This window comes from Tardiphaga sp. 866_E4_N1_4, assembly GCF_052076075.1.
GTDB lineage: Bacteria > Pseudomonadota > Alphaproteobacteria > Rhizobiales > Xanthobacteraceae > Tardiphaga > Tardiphaga robiniae.
Window position 1 is genome coordinate 3,554,234 of sequence record NZ_CP197242.1, and the last position, 20,897, is coordinate 3,575,130.

Consider the following 20,897-nt stretch of genomic DNA (forward strand, 5'->3'; position numbering starts at 1 on the left):
CCCCGGTTTCACGCCGAGGATCCCTCAAGCAGAGAGCTTTGACCACTATAGATGGGCACGCCGCGCAACACGCCCTGGAATTCGCTCAGCGGCGCGCCGATCGTGAGGCCTCGCCCGTCGATCCGGTACTCGCGAATGGTCGATTCATGCGCTCCGGTTCGCTTCTTGATCACGGACATCGCACGGCGAACGCTGCCGCTTGCTTCGAAGTAACGGAGCAGGATCACGGTATCGGCGAGATAGGTGACGTCCACCGGCGCCTTCATATCGCCGACGAGGCCGTGCTGCGCCACCGTCATGAAGGTCGCTGCGCCCCTGCGGTTGAGATATTGCAGCAGCTCATGCATGTGCAGGATCAGCGAGTTCTCTTCCGGCATCGAGGCCTGATAGCCGTTGAGACTGTCGATCACGACGGTCTTGATGTTGTGCTCGTCGATCTGACGACGGACGCGATGCGCAAATTCACCCGGCGACAATTCGGCGGCATCGACCTGTTCGACAAACAGATGCCCACTTTCCTGCATGGCAGGCAGATCGATTCCGATCCCCTTCATGCGATCGAACAGCAGTCCGAGCTCCTCGTCGAAGATAAACATTGCGGCCTTCTCGCCCCGCTTCACCGCTGCGACCACGTTGACGATCGCGGTCAGCGATTTGCCAGTGCCCGCCGGCCCCAGGATCAATGTGCTCGAGCCGGTTTCGATGCCGCCGCCCAGCAATTGGTCGAGTTGCGCAATGCCGCTCGACTTGGTCTTGCGATCCATGCTGTTGCGGAATTCGGATGCGACCAGCCGAGGAAAAACGTTAAGGCCGCCCGTGGTGATGGTGGCATCGTGGTAGCCGCCGCGAAACTTGACGCCGCGATACTTGATCACCCGCGCACGCCGACGCTCCGCGCCATAGGACGGCGCCAGTTCTTCGAGCCGCAGCACGCCATGCGCGACGCTGTGCACCGTCTTGTCGGCCACTTCCGCCGTGAGGTCGTCGAGCAACATCACTGTCGTGCCGAATTTTGCGAAGTAATGCTTGATGGCCAGTATCTGGCGGCGATAACGCAACGAGCTCTGCGCCAGCAGCCGGATTTCCGACAGGCTGTCCAAGACGACCCTGCTCGGCTGGGTGCGTTCCACCGCCTCGAATATTTGCTTGGTGGTTTCGCCGAGTTCGAGGTCGGACGAATAAAGCAGGCTCTGTTGCTGATCCTCGTCAAGCAGGCTTTCCGGCGGCAGGAGCTCGAAAACTTCAATGCTCTTGTCGAGGGTCCAACCATGGGACGCTGCGCCATCGCGCAACTCACTATCCGTTTCCGATAGCGTGATGTAGAGACCCTTCTCTCCGATCCGCGCGCCCTCCAGCAAGAACTGCAACGCGACCGTGGTCTTGCCTGTCCCCGGCGCGCCTTCGACAAGAAAAATGTGACCTCGGGAGAATCCGCCGGAGAGGATATTATCCAATCCCCAGATGCCGGTCCTGGCTTTGTCGTCCTGCACGTGCGTCGAACTCATACTGCCCCCTGACGCGCGATAACCGGGGCAATATCAATCGGTTCCCTGTCCAGGACAAAAATTCTAAAAAGCGCGGTCGTCAACGTTTCTCAATGACCAGGCTCTGCACTGCCCGGCCGAAATAACCATTGATATCGGCGAGCTTCGACGCAGCAAGACCGGCGCCATCCGGCCCGATCCAGCTCTCCCCGTCCAGCAGGATCCAGTCGCCCACCGGCGGACGTGACAGGCTCACGGTGAGGTCGGCATTCAGGAAGGTCCAGTCGTCGAAACTCAGCACCGGTGACGAACCGTTGCTGAAGTCGGCCGCGATCACCGCACGCATCACCTGCGAGAGGCCGGCGCCTTCGACGATCGGCCGGTTGGCCCGGTACCAGATCGCGCCCGGCCCCAGCGACAGGAAGCCGCCGCGCACCGCGCGAATGGTCATGCCGGTGACGAAGGGACTGCTGGCGTAACGTGGCTCCAGCAATCCACCCTGATCCGGCGGCGGCACCGTGACCGGCGGATCGGCGATCTCCGACGGAAGCGCCTGCGCCTCCGCCCTGATCTTCAGCACCGTCGCACGCACCACAACTGTGCCGTTCGCCATCAGTCTGACGCCAACGAGCTGAATCTTGCGACCCTCGCGCAGCACTTCCGTCTCGAAAGTGAGCGGCGCTACCGGCACCGGCCGCAACAAGTCGATGGTGACACGCGTCACATGCATCGGACTTGCGGTCGGCATCTGTTCGGCCAACCACGTCACCAGCGCCGATGGCGCCGAGCCGTGCTGCATGGTCTCGTTCCACGGACCCGCAGCATGCGGGCTGGTGACGACATGGTTGCCGTCCACGCGATAGATGGCGTCCATCAGATCGGCCTTCTCAATGCAGCATCAGAGCGGCGGATCGATCGCTTCGTCATATTCCTTCTTGAAGCGCGCAACGAGCTCGGCCACCGGCACGACCTTCGACACGCTGCCGATGCCCTGGCCGCTGCCCCAGATTTCCTTCCAGGCCTTTGGCTTGGCACGCTCGCCACTGGCGTCGGTGCCAAAATTCATCTTGGTCGGATCGGACTCCGGCAGATTGTCCGGATCCATGCCGGCGGCGACGATGGACGGCTTCAGATAGTTGCCATGAACGCCGGTGAAGAGATTCGAATAGACGATGTCTTCCGAGCCGGAAGCCGCGATCATGTCCTTGTAGCCCGGCACCGCATTGGCTTCGGTGGTGGCGATGAAGGCCGAACCGATATAGGCGAAGTCGGCACCGAGGATACGCGCGGCGCGAATGGCGCGACCATTGGCGATGGCGCCCGACAATGCGATCGGACCATCGAACCACTGCCGGGTCTCGGCGACGAACGCGAGCGGCGAGATCTCGCCGGCGTGACCGCCGGCGCCTGCCGCAACGAGGATCAGGCCGTCAGCACCCTTCTCGATCGCCTTGTGCGCGAAACGCTGATTGATGACGTCATGAAACACGATGCCGCCCCAGGCATGGGCCGCCTGATTGAGTTCTTCACGCGCGCCAAGCGAGGTGATCATCATCGGCACTTTATGCTTTTCGCAAAGCGCCATGTCCTGCTCGAGCCGGTTGTTGGACTTGTGCACGATCTGGTTGACCGCGAAGGGTGCGGAGAGCCGATCCGGATGCGCCTTGTCATGCGCGGCGAGTTCTTCCTTGATCCGGTGCAGCCATTCGTCGAGCAGCGCCGCCGGACGTGCATTCAGCGCGGGAAACGCGCCGACGATACCCGCTTTGCACTGCGCGATGACGAGATCCGGCACCGAAATGATGAACAGCGGCGAACCGATCACGGGCAGCGACAGGCGGTTCTTGAACAAAGCCGGCATCGACATGGGAAATTCCTCGACTTCTTTTCTTGATTTGTGCGCGATCCTGCGCGCCTGCCCCCGGTCGATCCGGGTGCGGGCGGACGATGCCAGAAGCGTGGGGCGGATGGCAATTGCGCTGCGGGAGAAAAAAGCCGGACCCCGAGCGGCGTTCGTCCGGTACGCGGAATAATGGGGCACCACATTATCGAGGTGGCGCCCCATTATCGGGATGACTGATCGATTGTCGGCAAGCGCCCGATCAAGCGGGTTCTGACATCGTCACACGGTGCTTGACGCTGGGACGCTCGTTCATCCTTGCGTACCAGGCGTGGAGAGCCTCGTACTCCGCAGGCACCTCGAGTTTCACGAGACCGGCGAAGATCAAACCGCCAATTACCGTGATATCGGCCATCGAGAAAAAATTGCCGGCGATGAATGGCTGCTTTTTCAACACCCCGTCAAAGTACGCCATTCCCCTGAGCGCCTTGTCGCGCTGGCGGAAACCCCACTCGGCATTTTGATAGATCTCGACGTGGGGTCCGAGCCCCGGTGTTGCGTGATGGAAATAGACACTGATGGCGTCGAGCAGCTCCAGCTCGGCACGCTTGCTCATCATGTGGATCAAGCCCGTGTCGCGCGGCGTGCCGCCGGTGAGCGTGGGGGAGCCGTCAAGTCCGTCGAGATATTCGGTAATGGCGGTGCACTCGGCAATGAAAGTGCCGTCGTCGAGTTCGAGCACCGGCAGCGTGCCTGAGTAGTTCTTGGCGAGAAACGCCGGCTTCTTGTGCTCGCCTTTGGTGAGATCGACCGACACGAAATTGATGCGCGATCGGAGGTTCTTCTCGGCCACCGCGATCCGAACGCGCGCCGGGTAAGGCCCTGTGCTCCAATCGTGAATCGTCATCATCGGGAGCTTTGTCGCGTCGCCATTGGAGATCTGAGTATTCATTAGTTTATCCTACCTATCAGTTGGTAGGGTGATTTACGGCTTTGATTTACAGACGTCAACGCCTATCTATCACTTGGTAGGCCACAAACACGGGGTTGTGAGACCGGGATATGAGTTCGAATTCCAGAGAAGCCATCCTGGCGGCAGCGAAACTGACCGCGCAGGCCCATGGCTATAGCGGCCTGAATTTCCGTGATCTTGCGGCAGAGGTGGGCATCAAGGCCGCGAGCATCTACCACCACTTCCCGAGCAAGGCCGATCTCGGCGCCGCGGTTGCCAGGCGCTATTGGGAGGACTCGGCCGCCTATCTGGAGGCACTGCTGGCCGAGTCCAAGGATCCGGCCGCCTGCCTCCGCCAATATCCCGGCACGTTCCGCAAGGCGCTGGAGAGCGGCAACCGCATGTGCCTGTGCAGCTTCATGGCCGCCGAATATGACGACCTGCCGGAGCCGGTGAAGAAAGAGATCCGGACCTTCACCGATATCAATGTGGCATGGCTGAGCAAGGTTCTCGTCGCTGTAACCGCGCTGAGCCCTGAGAAGAGCGAACCGCGCGCGCGCGCCATCTTCGCCGCCATCACCGGCGCCCAGCTGATGGCAAGAAGCCGCGCTGATGTCTCGCTCTATGACGCCCTCATCGAGAGCTATCGCGCAGCGGGTCTGTTGCCGGCATAGATCTACTGGCAGAGCGCCTGGGTGACGTAATTTTCCGTCTTGCAGTCACCCGGCTCCGGCGCGCGGCCGGGGATCATGGCCCTGGGCGAGCAGCTTTGCGCTGCGTCGGTGTCGAGGCTCTTGCCGTCCTTGAAGCCCTTGCTCTGACACAGTTTGTCTGAGGCCGCCTTGCAGTCGGGCGCGCCATTGGCAGCGACCGGACAAGCCACCCGCCCCTTCACCACCGTGTTGAGCTTGGTCAGGCTGTCGGTGCCGAGCGACGGCATAGTGGGCAGCGACGGCAGCAGCGAGGTGGAATTCTTGAACAGCTTGCCGATCTCGTTGAACAGGCCGGGATTCTCGGGCGCCGGCGGTGGTGACGGGGGCGGCGCCTGTTCAGCCATCGGAGCCGGCGCGAAAGCCGCGGCAGGCGGGGGTGCCGCCGAGGGAGCCGGGACAACCTGGATCGTGATCGACTTCTGCGGCGCCGGCTGCTGCTGCATGGCCTGCGACCAGGCGCACATCGTAGCTGCGCCCACGGTCAGCACCGCGATCACAGCGACGACGCAGTTGCGGGTTACCGGAGCCAACAGACGGGTCAAATCGAACATGATGCGAAATGTATCCCGGCACCTGCGCCGGGGGAAGCATCCTGATCTAGAACAGCCGGAATGCGATGATGAAGCCGAGCACCAGAACGCCGACGCCCAGCGCAACCCACAGACCCAGACGCTTCTCGATGGTCTCGCGAATCCACACGCCGTACCGGTTGAGCAGGATGGCGACGACATAGAAGCGCACGCCACGGGCAACCACCGACAGCGCGATGAACATCCAGATATTATAGTTCGCGAAACCTGACGTGATGGTGACAAGCTTGTAGGGGATCGGCGTCAGCCCCTTCAGCAGGATGATCCATGCGCCATATTCGGCATAGCCGGCGCGGAATGCCTCGACCTTGTCGCCATAGCCATAGAAATGAATGACCCATTGGCCGACGGAGTCATACAGCACCGCGCCGATGAGATATCCCACCACACCGCCAAGCACTGAGGTAATGGTGCAAATGCCCGCATAGAGCCAGGCCTTCTGTGGCCGGGCCAGCGCCATCGGAATCAGCATCACATCCGGCGGCACCGGAAAGAACGAACTTTCCGCGAAGGACACGATGCCCAAAATCCAGAGGGCATAGGGCTTGTGGGCGGCGTCGATACACCAGTCATACATTCGTCTGAGCATGGTTCGCGATGAACCATCCTGACGCCGATTTGTCTATGGCTGGGCTGACACGCGCGAGACGAAAAGCTTAACTCAACTTGCGAAGGCGACGACCTTCGAGCGCGACAATTGGCCGCCGCGCGGCGCTTTGCTCGATGGATTTGGGCCGTTTCGGCGGTTTCGGGAGCTTTTCGGCGATACCGAGCATGTCTTCACGCCGGCTCATCTCGGCCCAGACCTGCTCAGGACGCACGCCCGCGGCCGCCCACAACACAGTCAAATTGTAGAGAAGATCGGCGCTTTCGCGGATCACGGCGTCAGGTTTGCGGTTGATCGCATCGATGACGACCTCGATGGCTTCTTCGGCGAGCTTCTTCGCCATCTTTTCCGGCCCCTGCTGATAAAGCCGGGCCGTTCGCGAGACCGAGGGATCGAGATCCTTGGCCGCGATCACCGCCTGATAAAGCCGGTCGAGCGAATCACTCATGCAACTACACTATCCCAAAGCCGTGGCCAGCGCGTTAACGGCTGGCATTCAAGTGTCTGCAACGACGTCAAAACGCCGGCCGCAAGCGCGACCGGCGTTTGATAGTTAAGTGACAGTTGCATGACGGAATAAGTTGTGACCGATCGCGAACTACCAGGTCATACGACGCGAATTATCGTAACCATGACCACCGCCGTAGCCGCGATACGGTACGCCACCGTAATAGGCAGGACCGCCGTCATAATAGGCTGGGCCACCGCCGTAGTAGCCGTAGCCCGGGCCATTATCGTAGTAATAGTCACGACGGCTCTGCGTTGCAGCGATCGCGCCAATGGTACCGACGATGGCGCCAAAGGCCGCAAGGCCGGCAGCATTGCCGCCACCGCGATAATGGCGACGACGGGCGCTGCTGAAATCGGTCGCATCGCTCGTGCCGTGAGTTGCAACAGCCTGGCCCGTGCTCTTGGCGACAGGCGCCGCGATTGCTCCGGTCGGCGCAATTGCCGAGATGGTCATGGCCGCAACACTCGCCACGATGGCGGCGCGACCAGTCTTATTAAACAATCCATTTCGTACGAACATCTCAATGTCCTCCGTGGTCGTCTGGCCCTGTGGGCCTCTGTATAGCCAACCACTTCGGCCACTATGAGTTCCCCAACCCCAACGGCAGCTGAACGATCGGTGTCCAAATCGGGGCAGTCATCTCCCGTTCAGCCTTTTACGGTTAGAAACGACGCGCAAGATGTCGCACCATGGCGCCATCAATCAGACATGCCCGGCGGGGTAACTGCCGGTCCGTCAGTCGTTAAGTATCTTGATGCCCAGAAACGCGACCAACATTTCCCGGCGGCATGTCCTCCTCTCGCTGAGTGCGCTGGGCTCCGTCGCTTTTTGCGCGTCATCGGGACAGGCCGCCGACGACAACAAGGCAGCTGACGACAAAACACCAACCAATATCCAGTTTGCGCTCGATCGCGCAGTCGATGCGATTGCCGCACCTTTCGTGCTGGCCGATGCCCGCGGCCTGTACCGGGCCGAGAACTTGAATGTAACCACCACCGTCGCCGCAGGATCGAAGGAGGCCATCGCGCGGATCGCTTCCGGCGCCTGCGACATGGCGCTGGCCGATCTCAATGCGTTGATCCGCTATCGCGGCGATTCCGATGCCGCGACAGTGAAAGCCGTCTTCGTGCTGCTCAATGTAGCCCCCTACGCCATCGTCGCCCGCAAGAGCCGCGGCGTGATCTCGCTCGGTAGCCTTGAAGGAAAAGTGCTTGGGGTCGCTGATCGCGATCTCGCGATCCGGCTATGGCCGGCACTGGCCAAGCGAAACAACATCAAGCTTGCAACCGTGAAGCTGGAGAGGATCAGCGCCGCGGTGCGCGAACCGATGCTCTCGGCCGGTCAGGTCGATGCGGTCACCGGCTTCTCCTATCTCTCGGCGGTCAACCTGCGCGACCGCGGCGTCCCCGCGGATGACTTGGCGGTGTTTCGTTTCGCCGAGTTCGGGTCTGCCGCCTATGGCCTCGCGCTGATCGTTAATCCGAAATTCGCTGCCGCCAGACCCGAGGCCGTGAAAGCATTCATTCGCGCCGTCACCGCCGGGACGCAGTTGGCGATCCAGGACCCGGCCAAGGCGATCACCGACGTCGTGACCCAGATGGAGAATGGTTCGCGCGAGCTCGAACTGACGCGGCTCCACATTGCCATTACCGACAATATCCTGACTGACGACGTCCGCCGCGACGGGCTGGGTGGCATCGACGCCGCGCGCTTTGAGGCGTCACTGAACGAGATCGCCGAAGATTTTACCTTCAAGAGGCGCCCCTCAGCCGCGGACATTTTCGATGACAGCTTCCTGCCGGGCTCGGTCGGCCGCAAGATGAACTGAAGAAGTTCAACTGAACAACTTTTCCCGAAGCTGTATTCGGCTGCCATCCCCGCCTAGACTATGCGCAATCGGTTATCCCGTTCGCGCTGCGCTGAGTGACCTCCCATGATCCGTCTTTACACCCGTGTGCTGGAGCTGCTCGGCAAGGAAAGGCGCCTTGGCTGGATCCTTGCGGGCGCCAACCTGCTGCTCGCCGGCGCGCAATTCGCCGAACCGGTGCTGTTCGGCCGGATCATCGACGTGCTATCCGGCAATCTCTCGACGGCCGCAATGCAGACGGACAGCGCATCGCCCTGGCCGCTATTGGCGGCCTGGGTTGCGTTCGGCCTGTTCACCATCGTCTGCGGCGCGGTGGTGGCGCTTCATGCGGATCGCCTCGCGCATCGCCAGCGCCAGGCGGTGCTAACCGATTACTTCGAACACATCATGCAATTGCCGCTGACCTTCCACACCGGCACGCATTCAGGCCGCCTGATGAAAGTGATGCTGGCCGGCACCGATGCCCTGTGGCGCGTCTGGCTCGGCTTCTTCCGCGAACATTTCGCCTCCATCGTCTCGTTGTTCGTGCTGCTGCCCCTGTCGATCTATCTCAACTGGCGGCTGGCGATCCTGCTCGTGATCCTGTGCGTCGTGTTCACGGTGCTGACCACAATGGTCGTACGCAAGACGTCGGGCATGCAGAGCGACGTCGAGGAGCATTACGGCGACCTTTCCGCGCGTGCTTCCGATGCCCTGGGTAACGTCGCACTGGTGCAGAGCTTCACGCGCATCGATGCCGAGGTGCAGGGCCTGCGCGGCGTCTCCAGCCAGTTGCTTGAAAAGCAGATGCCGGTGCTGTCGTGGTGGGCACTGGTCTCGGTGATGACGCGCGCCTCCACCACCATCACGGTGCTCGCGATCTTCACCGTCGGCATCGCGCTGCATCAGCAGGGTCTCACCACCGTGGGCGAGATCGTGATGTTCGTCTCCTTTGCGACGATGCTGATCCAGAAGCTCGAACAGGTGGTCTCCTTCATCAACACCATCTTCATGGAAGCGCCGCGGCTGCGCGATTTCATGAACGTCCTCGATGCCGTGCCCGCGGTGCGCGACCGTATCGACGCCATGGATCCCGGCCGGCTGCAAGGCATGGTCGAATTCAACGACGTGTCGTTCTCCTATGACGGCAAGCGGCCGGCCATCGCGGATCTGTCCTTCACGGCGCTGCCCGGCGAGACCATCGCGCTGGTCGGCGCCACCGGCGCCGGCAAATCCACCGCTATCGCACTGCTGCACCGGGCCTTCGACCCGCAATCCGGCATCATCTCGATCGACGGTATGGATGTCCGTGCACTCACCCTGTCGGGCCTGCGCCGGAACATCGGCGTCGTGTTCCAGGAGGCGCTGCTGTTCAATCGCTCCATCGCCGACAACCTGCGCGTCGGCAAGCCGGATGCGACGGACGAAGAGTTGCGCATTGCCGCTGCCCGCGCCCAGGCGCTCGATTTCATCGAACGCAGCGATAACGGTTTCAACACCAATGCCGGCGAGCGTGGCCGCATGCTGTCCGGCGGCGAGCGGCAACGGCTGTCGATCGCCCGTGCGCTGCTGAAGGATCCGCCGATCCTGATCCTCGACGAGGCCACCAGCGCGCTCGATGCCGTGACCGAGGCCAAGCTCAACGTCGCTCTCGATGAAGTGATGAAGGGCCGCACCACCTTCGTGATCGCGCACAGGCTGTCCACCATCCGCAACGCCACGCGCATCCTCGTATTTGAGAACGGCCGCGTGATCGAAGCGGGAACTTTCGATGAACTCGTGATGCAGGGCGGCTATTTCGCCAGTCTGGCCGCCGCCCAGTTCATGGTTCAGGAGGACGCACGCGCCAGCATGGCCCTGCCCGATGTCGCCGAACCCCTTTGATGTCTTTGGACAACCGGTCGAAATTTGGCCCCTTTCATCACCGATTTAACCGGCTCGCCACTGTTCTGATGCTCTCGGCCGGTATAGGTTTGCAGCCGTCACCGCGTGACGGCAGACCGACATGAGAGCCCCGAACCTCAAATCCAAGAATTGCTGCGCGCGGTGCTGGAGCACTGCAGGCGGGCCGCAAAGGACCGGAATCGGATAGTGCAGTTTCACTTCGCATCGCGCCGCCTGCTATCACTCAACTGGTTCATTCTCGCCGCGGCACTTGCGCTCGGCGTTACTGCGCCGCGCACGGCCAGTGCTGAAGCGCTTCTGCTCGTCGAAGCCGATACCGGCAAGGTCCTGCAGGCCGAGAACGCGACCTATCCGTGGCATCCCGCCTCCGTCACCAAGCTGATGACGACCTATGTCACGTTGCAGGCGGTGAAGCAGGGACGTATCAACCTCGACACGGTGGTGACCGTGTCGCCGATCGCCTCCGCACAGTCGCCGTCGAAGATGGGCTTCAAGGCCGGCACACAGGTCACCATCGATAACGCGTTGAAGATGATGATGGTGAAGTCGGCCAACGACATGGCCGTCGTGCTCGCCGAAGGCGTCGGCGGCTCCGTCGACGGATTTTCCGCGATGATGAATGCCACGGCGCAGAAGCTCGGCATGACGCAAACCCACTATGTCAATCCGAACGGCCTGCCTGCCGACGAACAGGTGACCTCGGCGCGCGACCTCGCGATCCTTGCGCGTGCGATCATTCGCGACCTGCCGGAATACGAATATTTCGTCCATATTCCCGCGATCAAATTCGGCCGCCGCATCACGCCGAACTTCAACAAGCTGATCGGCCGCTATCCCGGCGCCGACGGCATGAAGACCGGTTTCATCTGCGCCTCCGGCTACAATCTCGTCGCCACCGCCACCCGTGGCAACAAGCGGCTGATCGCGGTGGTGCTCGGCGCCTCGTCCGGCCAGGCGCGCGCCGTCAAGGCCGCGCAGCTGCTGGAACGCGGCTTCAACACCGGCACTGGCGGCCTGACCTGGCTGCAGCCGGCGCTCGGTACCGTGGATGCCCTTGCACCGATCGACGCCGCGCCGCCCAACCTGCGCGACGAGATGTGCGGACCGAAACGCAAGCGCCCGGCCAGCGACGCCGATGATGAAGTCGTCGCCAGCAACGAAGCCAGCAGCCAGGCCATGTCGTTCTTCACCGCCGGCCTGCAGCCGCCAACGCTGCGCCCGGTCGACATGATCGCCGCGGCCGCCGCACCGGTCGAGCCGGTGATCGTTTATATTGGGCCGAAGAAGACCGGTGCCGACCTGATCGCCGCCAATGCGGTGGAAGAAGCCCGGCAGACGCCGAAGCCCAAGGGCAAGAAGGGCACCAAGACCGCCGCCAAGAAGCCGGACGCGGCAGCCGACAGCAAGGACGCCAAACCCGCAGCATCGGCCGAGGCGAAACCAGCCGCCAAACCTGCGGCCAAACCGGCTGCAAAACAGGCAGCGGTGAAACCGGATGCAGCCGCGCCGAAACCGGCCGCTGCAGCTAAGCCAGCCGCCGCCAAGCCCGCGGCTGCCAAGCCTGCCACGGCGGCCACCGCCGCTCCGGCCACAACGCCGGCCAAGCCGAAGGCAGCGGCCAAACCCGCACCGAAAGCTACCACCGGCGAAGCCAAGCCGGCTGCGGCAGCTCCGCGCACTTAGACCTTCGTCGACAAGGCTCAACTATCATCGTTAACGCGGCCGGTTTCCGGCTGCGTCATGTTGCGCCGCGCCTTGCTATCAAGGGCAGCTTTGCTCAATACTTCGACGAAATAATCAAATCGAGGGGGAAGTGTCATGGAGCGTATCTGGCTCAAACAATATCCGGCAGGCGTGCCAGCCGACATCGACGTCAGCCTGTATCCGTCGCTGGTTGATCTGCTCGAAGAGAGCTTTGCCAAATTCCGCGATCGCAAAGCCTTCATCTGCATGGACAAGTCGATCACCTATCGTGAGCTCGACGAAATGTCCCTGGCGCTCGGCGCCTATCTGCAGAGCAAGGGCCTCGCCAAGGGCGCCCGTGTCGCGCTGATGATGCCGAACGTGCTGCAATATCCGATCGCCACCTCCGCGGTGCTGCGCGCCGGCTATGCCGTGGTCAACGTCAACCCGCTCTACACGCCGCGCGAGCTCGAACATCAGCTCAAGGATTCCGGTGCCGAAGCCATCATCGTGCTGGAGAACTTCGCCTCCACGGTGCAGCAGGTGATTGCCAAAACCAATGTGAAACACGTCATCCTTGGCAGCATGGGCGACATGCTCGGCTTCAAGGGCGTGATCGTCAATCTCGTGGTCCGCCGGGTAAAGAAGATGGTGCCGGCTTACGAATTGCCGGGCGCTGTCTGGTTCAACGATGCAGTCTCTGCCGGCCGCAGCATGAAGATGAAGAAGCCGGTGCTCGGGCCCGACGACGTCGCCTTCCTGCAATATACCGGCGGCACCACCGGTGTTTCCAAGGGCGCGACGCTGCGCCATCGCAACATCCTGGCCAATGTGCTGCAGAACGATGCCTGGCTGCAGCCGGCGCTGCGCAAGCCGCCGCATGTGGACCAGCTTTTCATCGTCTGTGCGCTGCCGCTCTATCATATCTTCGCACTGACGGCCTGCTTCCTGCTGGCCGTGCGCGCCGGCGGCGTCAACCTCCTGATCCCGAACCCGCGCGACATGCCGGGCTTCGTGAAGGAACTGATGAAGTATCAGGTCAACAGCTTCCCGGCCGTCAACACGCTCTATAACGGCCTGCTGAATACGCCCGGTTTTGACCAGGTCGATTTCTCCAAGCTGAAGATTTCCAACGGCGGCGGCATGGCGGTGCAGAAGGCGGTGGCCGAGCGCTGGCTGAAGACGACCGGCTGCTTCGTCGCCGAAGGCTACGGACTGTCGGAAACCTCGCCGACGCTGACCTGCAACCCGGCCGATGTCGATCAGTTCAACGGCTCGATCGGCGTGCCGGTGCCGTCGACCTGGATCTCGATCCGCGACGACGACGGCAACGAAGTGCCGCTCGGCGAGCCCGGCGAGATTTGCGCCAAGGGTCCGCAGATCATGTCGGGCTACTGGAACCGGCCGGACGAGACCGCCAAGGTGATGACCGCGGACGGTTTCTTCCGCACCGGCGATATCGGCATCATGAGCCCCGACGGCTTCACCAAGATCGTGGATCGCAAGAAGGACATGGTGCTGGTCTCGGGCTTCAACGTCTATCCGAACGAGGTCGAGGACGTCATCGCCAGCCATCCCGGCGTGCTGGAATGCGCCGTGATCGGCGTGCCAGATCCGAAGACCACCGAGGCGGTGAAGGCCTTCGTCGTCAAGAAAGACCCGAACGTCACCGCCGAGGACATCATCAAGTTCTGCGGCACCCAGCTCACCAACTACAAGGTGCCGAAACAGATCGAATTCCGCACCGCTTTGCCGAAGACCAATGTCGGCAAGATCCTGCGCCGCGAACTCCGCGACGAGAAGAAGCAGGCCTCAGCGGCCTGACACACTGCTATAGGGTGGGCCCGCTTTCGCATGGCCCACCCTATGGATCTCAGCATGACTGCCACGACTCCCGCCGACATCATCGCCTTCTGGACAGACGCCGGCTGGGACCGCTGGTACGCCAAGAACGACGATTTCGATGCCGAGATCACCCGCCGCTTTCGCGCGCTGTGGGATGAGGCCGTCGCAGGCAACCTTGCGTCATGGGAGGCCAGTGACGAGGGCACGCTCGCTTTGATCCTCGTGCTCGACCAGTTTCCCCGCAACATGTTCCGCAACGACCCGCGTGCTTTTTCCAGCGATCGCCTCGCTTGCGACCTCACAGTCAGGGCCGTCGCGCGCGGCGTCGATCAGCGCGTCGACCAGCAGATGCAGCAGTTCGTCTATATGCCGCTGATGCATTCGGAAGACCTCGTCGATCAGGAGCGTTGCTGCGCACTGTTTCGCGCCACCGGCGAGACCGACAATCTGAAATTCGCCGACGAGCACGCCGACATCATCCGGCGCTTCGGCCGTTTCCCCCACCGTAACCGGGTGCTGGGGCGCAACTCCACTGCGGAGGAACAGGCGTTTCTGGATGCCGGCGGCTTCGGCGGGTAGAATTGGCCTCCGACCCTCTTCGTCATTGCGAGGAGCGAAGCGACGCGGCAATCCAGTCTTCCCTTGTTGCTTTCTGGATTGCTTCGCTACGCTCGCAATGACGAAGATGAGAAGCCCCTGCCTTGCCTTTGAGCGCCCCTCAATATTGCCCGCGTCATGCAGCCGGTCTAAACACACTCACCCTTACTTTCAGGAGAGATCGACGATGACCATTCAAGTTGGCGACAAGCTGCCCGAGTCCAAGCTCCGTGTCATGACCTCCGAAGGTCCGGCCGTGAAGACCACCGACGACATCTTCAAGGGCAAGAAAGTGGCGCTGTTCGCCGTCCCCGGCGCCTATACCGGCACCTGCCACAAGATGCATCTGCCGAGCATCTTCCTCAACGCCTATGCCATCAAGGACAAGGGCGTCGACACCATCGCGATCATCTCCGTCAACGATGTGTTCGTGATGAACGCCTGGAAGAAAGACACCGATCTGCGCGACGAAGCTGTGTTCCTCGCCGACGGCAATGCCGACTTCACCAAGGCGATCGGTATGGAGCTCGACGCATCCGGCAACGGCCTCGGCATCCGCTCGCATCGCTATTCGATGCTGGTGGAAGACGGCAAGGTGACCAAGCTCAACCTCGAGCCGGCACCGGGCAAGGTCGAAGTCTCCGGCGGCGACACCCTGCTCGGCCAGCTGTGAGCTAAAGCCCTCTTACTTCCCCTCTCCCCCAGCGCAGCGAAGCTGCGCGCCGCGGGAGAGGGTGGATCGAACACGCGAAGCGGGTTCGAGACGGGAGAGGGTTTGAGCGCGGGGATGCAGCCCCCTCTCCCGCCTTCGCTTCGCGAAGGCACCCTCCCCCACTGTTCAGTCGGGAGACATGGTTGACACCTGTTCGGAGACATCACTGACACTTTTTGTGCCAGTCAAGTCGATTTCTGCGACTTTCCGGCTGCCGAAGAAAATCCCGTAGTGGCCGTCGCTGTCCAAGGGGCGGATTGCCAGCCGTTCGCCGCGAAAGGCTTTTGGTACGCGCCATCGCCGGCCCTTGAAGTCGATGCGCGGATTGACTGAGACGCGGCGCACGATGTCATTGCTGGCATATTCGACCTCGACGATTTTGTCGGGCATCGGCCGCGTGCTGGGTTTGTAACGGGTAGCGGGAACGTCCATGCCGAGTGCTTCGTGGGGGCGTTGCAGATTGTAGACGGTGCGCCATGTATCGAAAGCGCGCTGTAGTTCGGCAAAGTCGCGGAACCGGCGTGCCGCGAATACTTCGGCCTTGAGGGAACGGTGGAAGCGTTCGTTCTTGCCGCGGCTTTGCGGGTGGAACGGCCTTGCATAGATCGTGTCGACGCCAAGCTTGAGCAACCAGACCCGCAGGGCAGTCCAGCGCGAGCCGCCGCTGTCGCCCCAAGGCGAGCCGTTGTCGACGAAGAACGCGTCCGGCAGACCATAGCGCCGGAAAGTCTGTATCAGCCGCTGCTGCACGGTTGCACTCTGTTCGTTTGCGCAGGCCTGGATGCAAAGTGCATAGCGCGAGTGGTCGTCGATTACGGTGAGCGGATGGCATGCTGCGTTGTTGGCCAGCGGCATGCGCCCTTTGAAATCCATCTGCCATAGCTGGTTGGGCGCCTCCTTCTCGAAGCGCTGCAGCGGCTGTGTTGCGCCGCCCGGCGGCAGGATAATGCGGCCGTTGCGGTGCAGGATCTCATGCACGGTGGAGATCGCCGGCGGTGTCATCCCGTCACGCTGCAGGCAGTACGCAATCTTGCGCGCGCCCCAGGCCGGATGGGCATCGCGCACCGCAAGCACCAGCGTCTCGATTGCCATATTGCTGCGTCGTGGGCTGACAAGCGGTCGCCGCGACCGATCGGCCAGTTCCGCATCGCCGGCCTCGACCCGCGCCAGCCATTTGTAGCCGGTCTGCGGGCTGATCCCGAACCGCCGACACAGTTCTCGCCGATTGACGCCCTCCTGCATTGCCAAAAGGGCAAACTCCCGCCGTTGATCCATTGCCGACACCTCGCGCCATGGCATGGAAACCTCCTGAAAAGGAGGACTCCAGCCAATCTGAATGTGTCAACTATGTCTCCGAACACCTGTCAGCGATCTGTCCGGACTGAACACCCACGAGGGGGGAGGGGAAAAGAGAGCCCGCTTCTACCTGCCCCGGTTCTCCGCCAGCCCGTCGCGCGACAGCTGATCGGCGCGTTCGTTCTCGGCATGGCCGGCATGGCCCTTGACCCAGTGCCAGCGCACGTCATGGGTCTTCAGCGCAGCATCGAGCCGCTGCCACAGGTCGACATTCTTCACCGGCTTCTTGTCCGACGTCTTCCAGCCGTTTTTCTTCCAGCCGTGAATCCAGCTCATGATGCCGTTGCGCAGATACTGGCTGTCGGTGTGCAGATCGACGGAGCACGGCTTTTTCAACGCTTCCAGCGCGGAAATCGCCGCCATCAGCTCCATGCGATTATTGGTGGTGTGGGCCTCGCCGCCCTTCAATTCCTTCTCGGCATCGCCGAAACGAAGGATCGCGCCCCAGCCGCCGGGGCCGGGATTTCCCGAGCAGGCACCGTCCGTATAGATCGTCACAGGCGTCGCAGTGGTCACGCGGGCTGCCTCGCCGCTTCGACGCCGTAGTCGGCCATCGACCTCACCGACTGGTGGAAGCGCAGCTTGCGGACATACTCAACCGGATCCTTCGGCTTCACGAAGGCGCCTTCCGGCACATTGAGGAAATCCACCAGCCGCGTCAGCAGGAAGCGGATCGACGCGCCGCGCGCCAGCAGCGGAAACGCCGCGCGCTCGGCACCGGTCAACGGACGCACCGCCTCATAGGCATTGAGGAAAGCGCGCGCCTTGGTGGCATTGAACGACAGGTCCGGCTCGAAGCACCAGGCGTTCAGACAGATCGCCACGTCGTAGGCCAGCATGTCATTGCAGGCGAACGGGAAGTCGATCAGGCCGGAGAGCTTGTCGCCAAGAAAGAACACATTGTCCGGAAACAGATCCGCATGGATCACGCCTTCCGGCAGATCGGTTGGCCAATGCGCGGCAAGATAGTCGAGTTCGGTCTGCAGGAAAGCGCGCAGCCCGGGCTGAACCGTATCGGCGCGCGGTGCCGCGAGTGCGAGCAAACCACGCCAGCCATCGACCGACAGGTTGTTCTTGCGCACCAGCGGGAAATCGCGCCCGGCGACATGCATCCTCGCCAGCGCTTCGCCGACACCGGCGCAATGCATCGCGTTGGGACGGCGCGGCCACATGCCTTCGAGGAAGTTGATGATCGCGGCGGGACGGCCGGCGAGCGACGCGTAGACCGCACCGTCACGATTCTTCTGCGGCTGCGGGCAATTCACGCCGCGCGCGCAGAGATGCGCCATCAGGCCCAGAAAATATGGCAGGTCATCCGCTTCGACGCGCTTCTCATAGAGCGTGAGGATATACGCGCCCTTGGAGGTGTGCATCAGGAAGTTGGAATTCTCGACGCCTTCGGCGATGCCCTTGTAGGAGAGCAATTCGCCGACATCGTAGCTTTTCAGGAAGTCCGCGAGATCATCGGCGGCAACATCGGTATAGACCGCCATCGCGGTTACGCCGCGGCCTCGGGACGCAGCGAACGCGGCAGCGGGAAGAATTCATTTTCTTCAGCAGCCGACACCGTCTCCACATGCAGCTCATAACGCTGCGCGAAGGCATCCATGATCTCTTCGACGATCACTTCCGGCGCCGAGGCGCCCGCGGTGATGCCGAGGCTGGTGATGCCCTCGAACATGCTCCAGTCGAGATCGCTGGCACGCTGCGCCAACACCGAGACGCGACATCCCTCGCGCTCGGCCACTTCGCGCAGACGCTGCGAGTTCGACGAGTTCGGCGCGCCAACCACGATCAGCGCATCGACCACCGGCGCCACCTTCTTCACGGCAAGCTGGCGATTGGTGGTGGCGTAGCAGATGTCTTCCTTGTGCGGCCCATTGATCGTGGGGAAGCGGCTCTTCAGCACTTCGACGATCTCGGCGGTGTCGTCGATCGACAACGTCGTCTGGGTCACGAAAGCGAGATTGTTCGGATCCTTCGGCTGGAAGGTCTGGGCGTCTCCAGCGGTCTCGATGAGCTGGACGGCGCCTGGCGGCAGCTGGCCGACGGTGCCGACAACTTCCGGGTGATGCGAATGCCCGATCAGCAGGATCTCACGGCCGCGCTTGAAGTGGATCGCCGCCTCGCGGTGCACCTTGGTGACCAGCGGGCACGTTGCGTCCAGCGAGAAGAAATTGCGCTGACGGGCATCCTCGGGAACCGATTTCGGCACGCCGTGGGCGGAAAATACTACCGGCGCGGAGGTATTGTCCGGGATTTCGGCGAGTTCCTCGACGAAGATCGCGCCCTTGGTCTTGAGGCTGTCCACCACATACTTGTTATGGACGATCTCGTGGCGGACATAGACCGGCGCGCCATGGATCGCGAGTGCGCGTTCGACCGTATCGATCGCCCGGACCACGCCTGCGCAGAAGCCGCGCGGCGAACAAAGAACGATTTTCAGGGACGGTTTGGTCGTCATATCGGGGCGATCCAGGGGCCTGGGCACCAAAATGGCAGGTGCGATGGGTCAGATTGGCAAAATTCAGCCAAAGAGCTTGTCTGAATAAGGACTTGGGGCCGGTTTGCGGCGCTGTCAAGGCCGAACTGCCGGGCATTGCGCGGTTGCCCTCTGACAGATTATATAGAGCCTTAATTCCCGTCATCACCGATGACCAGACGGCTTCGCCTCCGAAAGAGGTGGGCGAAGCGCAAAGGAGATGTGCCATGAGCAATGCCCCGCTGATGCCAAAGGCGACGGCCGTGTGGCTGGTCGACAATACGGCGCTGACCTTCGATCAGGTCGCCGATTTCACCAAGATGCACCCGCTCGAGATCCGCGCCATTGCCGACGGCGACGCCGCCCAGGGCATCAAGGGCATGGACCCGATTTCCAACGGGCAGCTGACCCGCGATGAGATCGAAAAGGGCGAGAAGGACAAGAATTATCGGCTCAAGCTCGAAGAGAGCAAGGTGATCCTGCCGCCAGCCGCCAAGAAGAAGGGCCCGCGCTACACCCCGGTGTCGCGCCGTCATGAGCGCCCGAGCGCGATCCTGTGGCTGGTGCGTAACCATGCCGAGCTGAAAGACAGCCAGATCATGCGGCTGGTCGGCACCACCAAGACCACCATCGCCTCGATCCGCGACCGCACCCACTGGAATGCCTCGACCCTGACCCCGATGGATCCGGTGACCCTCGGCCTGTGCTCGCAGATCGAACTCGATTTCGAAGTGCAGCGCGCAGCCAAGGAAAAGCCGACCGACCAGGCCTACGGCGGCGCGACCCTGCTGCCCGCGTCGGAGACCACCCGCAAGGACGAGTTGGAGACCGCCGAGAGCGGCAGCGGCGACCTCAATGTCGATGCCGTGTTCGCCAAGCTGAAGGGCATCGGCGGCGGCAAGAAGCAGGACGACGACGAATAAGCGGCTGCGCTTCGCACAGATGCGCGGCGGTAATAACAGAATTGAAAACGCGGCGGTTCATCCCGCCGCGTTTTTTTGTTTCAGGTGATGCGCCGCCCGCTTACGCCAGCGGGCGACGGATGCTGACATTGATGCTGCCGTCATCGTCATATGCCACCAGCTTGCCGATGAAATTCGAGAACGACGTGGCGACTTCGATGAAGCAGCCCTGTCTGTCGATCATGTAAGCGAGGACGTCGTCGGCATTCTCCAGGTTCACGCCTGCATCAGCCAGTTCGCTGATGTCCGGGATGACCTCGTGATCGACGAAGTAGATCTTGCCCTTCGCCTTACCCTTGTAGATTTCGACGATCGGATCGCCGCCGTGACTTTCCGCCACCGGATAGCAGAAGGCACGGAAGGCCTTGTCCCAGAGATCGGCGTCGGCGAGGAACACGCGCAGGTCGTTGTATTCGAAGCCGGTGTCGAGACCGCGCAGGTAGCGCACCGAATCGAATGTCTCGACGCCATCGGCCAGCGGGCTGGCTGTGTCGGGATCGAAATAGAAGCCGTTATGCGCTTTCAGAAACGCCGTATAATCGGACGAGAATTCGATGCCCTGCTCCGCGGCAAAAGCCGCTATGGTTTTGTCCATCACCGGCTTGAATGTCATCGCATCGGGATAGTCTTCGAACCTGAACTCGTTCGCCATCATGTACTCCGCTTATGCGTAAGGGATCCCGCCTGAGCGGTGCCTTCCTTGGTGCTGCAGAGGTAAGGCAAGGTTCATGGCCGCGCCCGACGCATAATCTTCACTTTCCAAACGCCATCGAATCCTGCGACATCGCGCATGGACGGCAACGCATGGAGTA

General features: G+C 62.0%; 21 protein-coding genes. 8 read left to right on the forward strand and 13 right to left on the reverse strand.

The genetic code is table 11. From position 1 onward, the window contains the following. Nucleotides 1–8: 8 nt before the first annotated feature. From AB8B20_RS17375 to AB8B20_RS17390, 4 genes are all read right to left on the reverse strand, one after another. Complete coding sequence (locus tag AB8B20_RS17375) at nt 9–1,505, reverse strand: ATPase domain-containing protein (RefSeq protein ID WP_439059946.1); 1,497 nt, start codon at nt 1,503–1,505, stop codon at nt 9–11. 79 nt (nt 1,506–1,584) lie between these two features. Next, on the reverse strand, nt 1,585–2,358 hold the full coding sequence (locus tag AB8B20_RS17380; protein WP_184512144.1) for a thioesterase family protein: 774 nt from the start codon (nt 2,356–2,358) through the stop codon (nt 1,585–1,587). Nucleotides 2,359–2,382: 24 nt separating this feature from the next. Next, a complete protein-coding gene (locus tag AB8B20_RS17385) occupies nt 2,383–3,351 on the reverse strand; it encodes an NAD(P)H-dependent flavin oxidoreductase (RefSeq protein WP_068729293.1) in 969 nt (322 codons plus the stop codon). Between the two features lie 235 nt (nt 3,352–3,586). Continuing rightward, nucleotides 3,587–4,231, reverse strand: a complete 645-nt coding sequence (locus AB8B20_RS17390) for a glutathione S-transferase (protein WP_439075027.1) — start codon at nt 4,229–4,231, stop codon at nt 3,587–3,589. Nucleotides 4,232–4,386: 155 nt separating this feature from the next. Here AB8B20_RS17390 and AB8B20_RS17395 point away from each other — a divergent pair, with 155 nt between their 5' ends. Further along, nucleotides 4,387–4,950, forward strand: a complete 564-nt coding sequence (locus AB8B20_RS17395) for a TetR/AcrR family transcriptional regulator (protein ID WP_120287314.1) — start codon at nt 4,387–4,389, stop codon at nt 4,948–4,950. Nucleotides 4,951–4,952: 2 nt separating this feature from the next. Here the strand turns inward: AB8B20_RS17395 and AB8B20_RS17400 are convergent, their stop codons facing one another. The 4 genes from AB8B20_RS17400 to AB8B20_RS17415 form a co-directional block, all read right to left on the reverse strand. After that, nucleotides 4,953–5,540 (reverse strand): hypothetical protein, encoded by a 588-nt coding sequence (locus AB8B20_RS17400; protein ID WP_439074506.1) that lies wholly within the window; start codon nt 5,538–5,540, stop codon nt 4,953–4,955. A gap of 46 nt (nt 5,541–5,586) precedes the next feature. Next, a complete protein-coding gene (locus AB8B20_RS17405) occupies nt 5,587–6,168 on the reverse strand; it encodes a YqaA family protein (protein ID WP_089267665.1) in 582 nt (193 codons plus the stop codon). 67 nt (nt 6,169–6,235) lie between these two features. Then, on the reverse strand, nt 6,236–6,634 hold the full coding sequence (hisE, locus tag AB8B20_RS17410; RefSeq protein ID WP_089267666.1) for a phosphoribosyl-ATP diphosphatase: 399 nt from the start codon (nt 6,632–6,634) through the stop codon (nt 6,236–6,238). A gap of 150 nt (nt 6,635–6,784) precedes the next feature. Then, the gene (locus tag AB8B20_RS17415) at nt 6,785–7,216 is read right to left on the reverse strand and encodes a hypothetical protein (protein ID WP_439074505.1); all 432 of its coding nucleotides are present in this window, start codon (nt 7,214–7,216) and stop codon (nt 6,785–6,787) included. Between the two features lie 235 nt (nt 7,217–7,451). Between AB8B20_RS17415 and AB8B20_RS17420 the strand changes: the two genes are divergently transcribed. The 6 genes from AB8B20_RS17420 to AB8B20_RS17445 all read left to right on the forward strand — a co-directional run bounded on the left by AB8B20_RS17420 (nt 7,452) and on the right by AB8B20_RS17445 (nt 15,246). Beyond that, nucleotides 7,452–8,525 (forward strand): ABC transporter substrate-binding protein, encoded by a 1,074-nt coding sequence (locus AB8B20_RS17420; RefSeq protein ID WP_439074504.1) that lies wholly within the window; start codon nt 7,452–7,454, stop codon nt 8,523–8,525. Nucleotides 8,526–8,630: 105 nt separating this feature from the next. Next, complete coding sequence (locus AB8B20_RS17425) at nt 8,631–10,427, forward strand: glucan ABC transporter ATP-binding protein/ permease (protein WP_120287318.1); 1,797 nt, start codon at nt 8,631–8,633, stop codon at nt 10,425–10,427. Nucleotides 10,428–10,634: 207 nt separating this feature from the next. Beyond that, nucleotides 10,635–12,131: a D-alanyl-D-alanine carboxypeptidase family protein gene (locus tag AB8B20_RS17430; RefSeq protein ID WP_439074503.1), complete on the forward strand. Its 1,497-nt coding sequence runs from the start codon at nt 10,635–10,637 to the stop codon at nt 12,129–12,131. Between the two features lie 135 nt (nt 12,132–12,266). Further along, a complete protein-coding gene (locus AB8B20_RS17435; protein ID WP_089267671.1) occupies nt 12,267–13,955 on the forward strand; it encodes a long-chain fatty acid--CoA ligase in 1,689 nt (562 codons plus the stop codon). 54 nt (nt 13,956–14,009) lie between these two features. Beyond that, complete coding sequence (locus tag AB8B20_RS17440) at nt 14,010–14,555, forward strand: DUF924 family protein (protein ID WP_439074502.1); 546 nt, start codon at nt 14,010–14,012, stop codon at nt 14,553–14,555. A 205-nt stretch (nt 14,556–14,760) separates the two neighbouring features. Beyond that, nucleotides 14,761–15,246 carry a peroxiredoxin gene (locus tag AB8B20_RS17445; RefSeq protein WP_089267673.1) on the forward strand — a complete coding sequence of 162 codons (486 nt, stop codon included), beginning with the start codon at nt 14,761–14,763 and terminating at the stop codon, nt 15,244–15,246. A 165-nt stretch (nt 15,247–15,411) separates the two neighbouring features. On the opposite strand, the gene AB8B20_RS17450 is transcribed toward AB8B20_RS17445, so the two are convergent. The 4 genes from AB8B20_RS17450 to ispH form a co-directional block, all read right to left on the reverse strand. Then, a complete protein-coding gene (locus AB8B20_RS17450) occupies nt 15,412–16,584 on the reverse strand; it encodes an IS481 family transposase (RefSeq protein ID WP_439072339.1) in 1,173 nt (390 codons plus the stop codon). A gap of 123 nt (nt 16,585–16,707) precedes the next feature. After that, nucleotides 16,708–17,157: a ribonuclease HI gene (rnhA, locus tag AB8B20_RS17455; protein ID WP_089267674.1), complete on the reverse strand. Its 450-nt coding sequence runs from the start codon at nt 17,155–17,157 to the stop codon at nt 16,708–16,710. Continuing rightward, nucleotides 17,154–18,134 (reverse strand): homoserine kinase, encoded by a 981-nt coding sequence (locus AB8B20_RS17460; RefSeq protein ID WP_439074501.1) that lies wholly within the window; start codon nt 18,132–18,134, stop codon nt 17,154–17,156. Before AB8B20_RS17460 ends, rnhA begins: the two co-directional genes overlap by 4 nt. A 5-nt stretch (nt 18,135–18,139) precedes the next feature. Further along, on the reverse strand, nt 18,140–19,105 hold the full coding sequence (ispH, locus tag AB8B20_RS17465; RefSeq protein WP_089267676.1) for a 4-hydroxy-3-methylbut-2-enyl diphosphate reductase: 966 nt from the start codon (nt 19,103–19,105) through the stop codon (nt 18,140–18,142). A 245-nt stretch (nt 19,106–19,350) separates the two neighbouring features. Here ispH and AB8B20_RS17470 point away from each other — a divergent pair, with 245 nt between their 5' ends. Beyond that, the gene (locus AB8B20_RS17470) at nt 19,351–20,046 is read left to right on the forward strand and encodes a DUF1013 domain-containing protein (RefSeq protein WP_093757450.1); all 696 of its coding nucleotides are present in this window, start codon (nt 19,351–19,353) and stop codon (nt 20,044–20,046) included. A 100-nt stretch (nt 20,047–20,146) separates the two neighbouring features. Here the strand turns inward: AB8B20_RS17470 and AB8B20_RS17475 are convergent, their stop codons facing one another. Then, on the reverse strand, nt 20,147–20,737 hold the full coding sequence (locus tag AB8B20_RS17475; RefSeq protein ID WP_439074500.1) for an SMI1/KNR4 family protein: 591 nt from the start codon (nt 20,735–20,737) through the stop codon (nt 20,147–20,149). Nucleotides 20,738–20,897 lie beyond the last annotated feature (160 nt).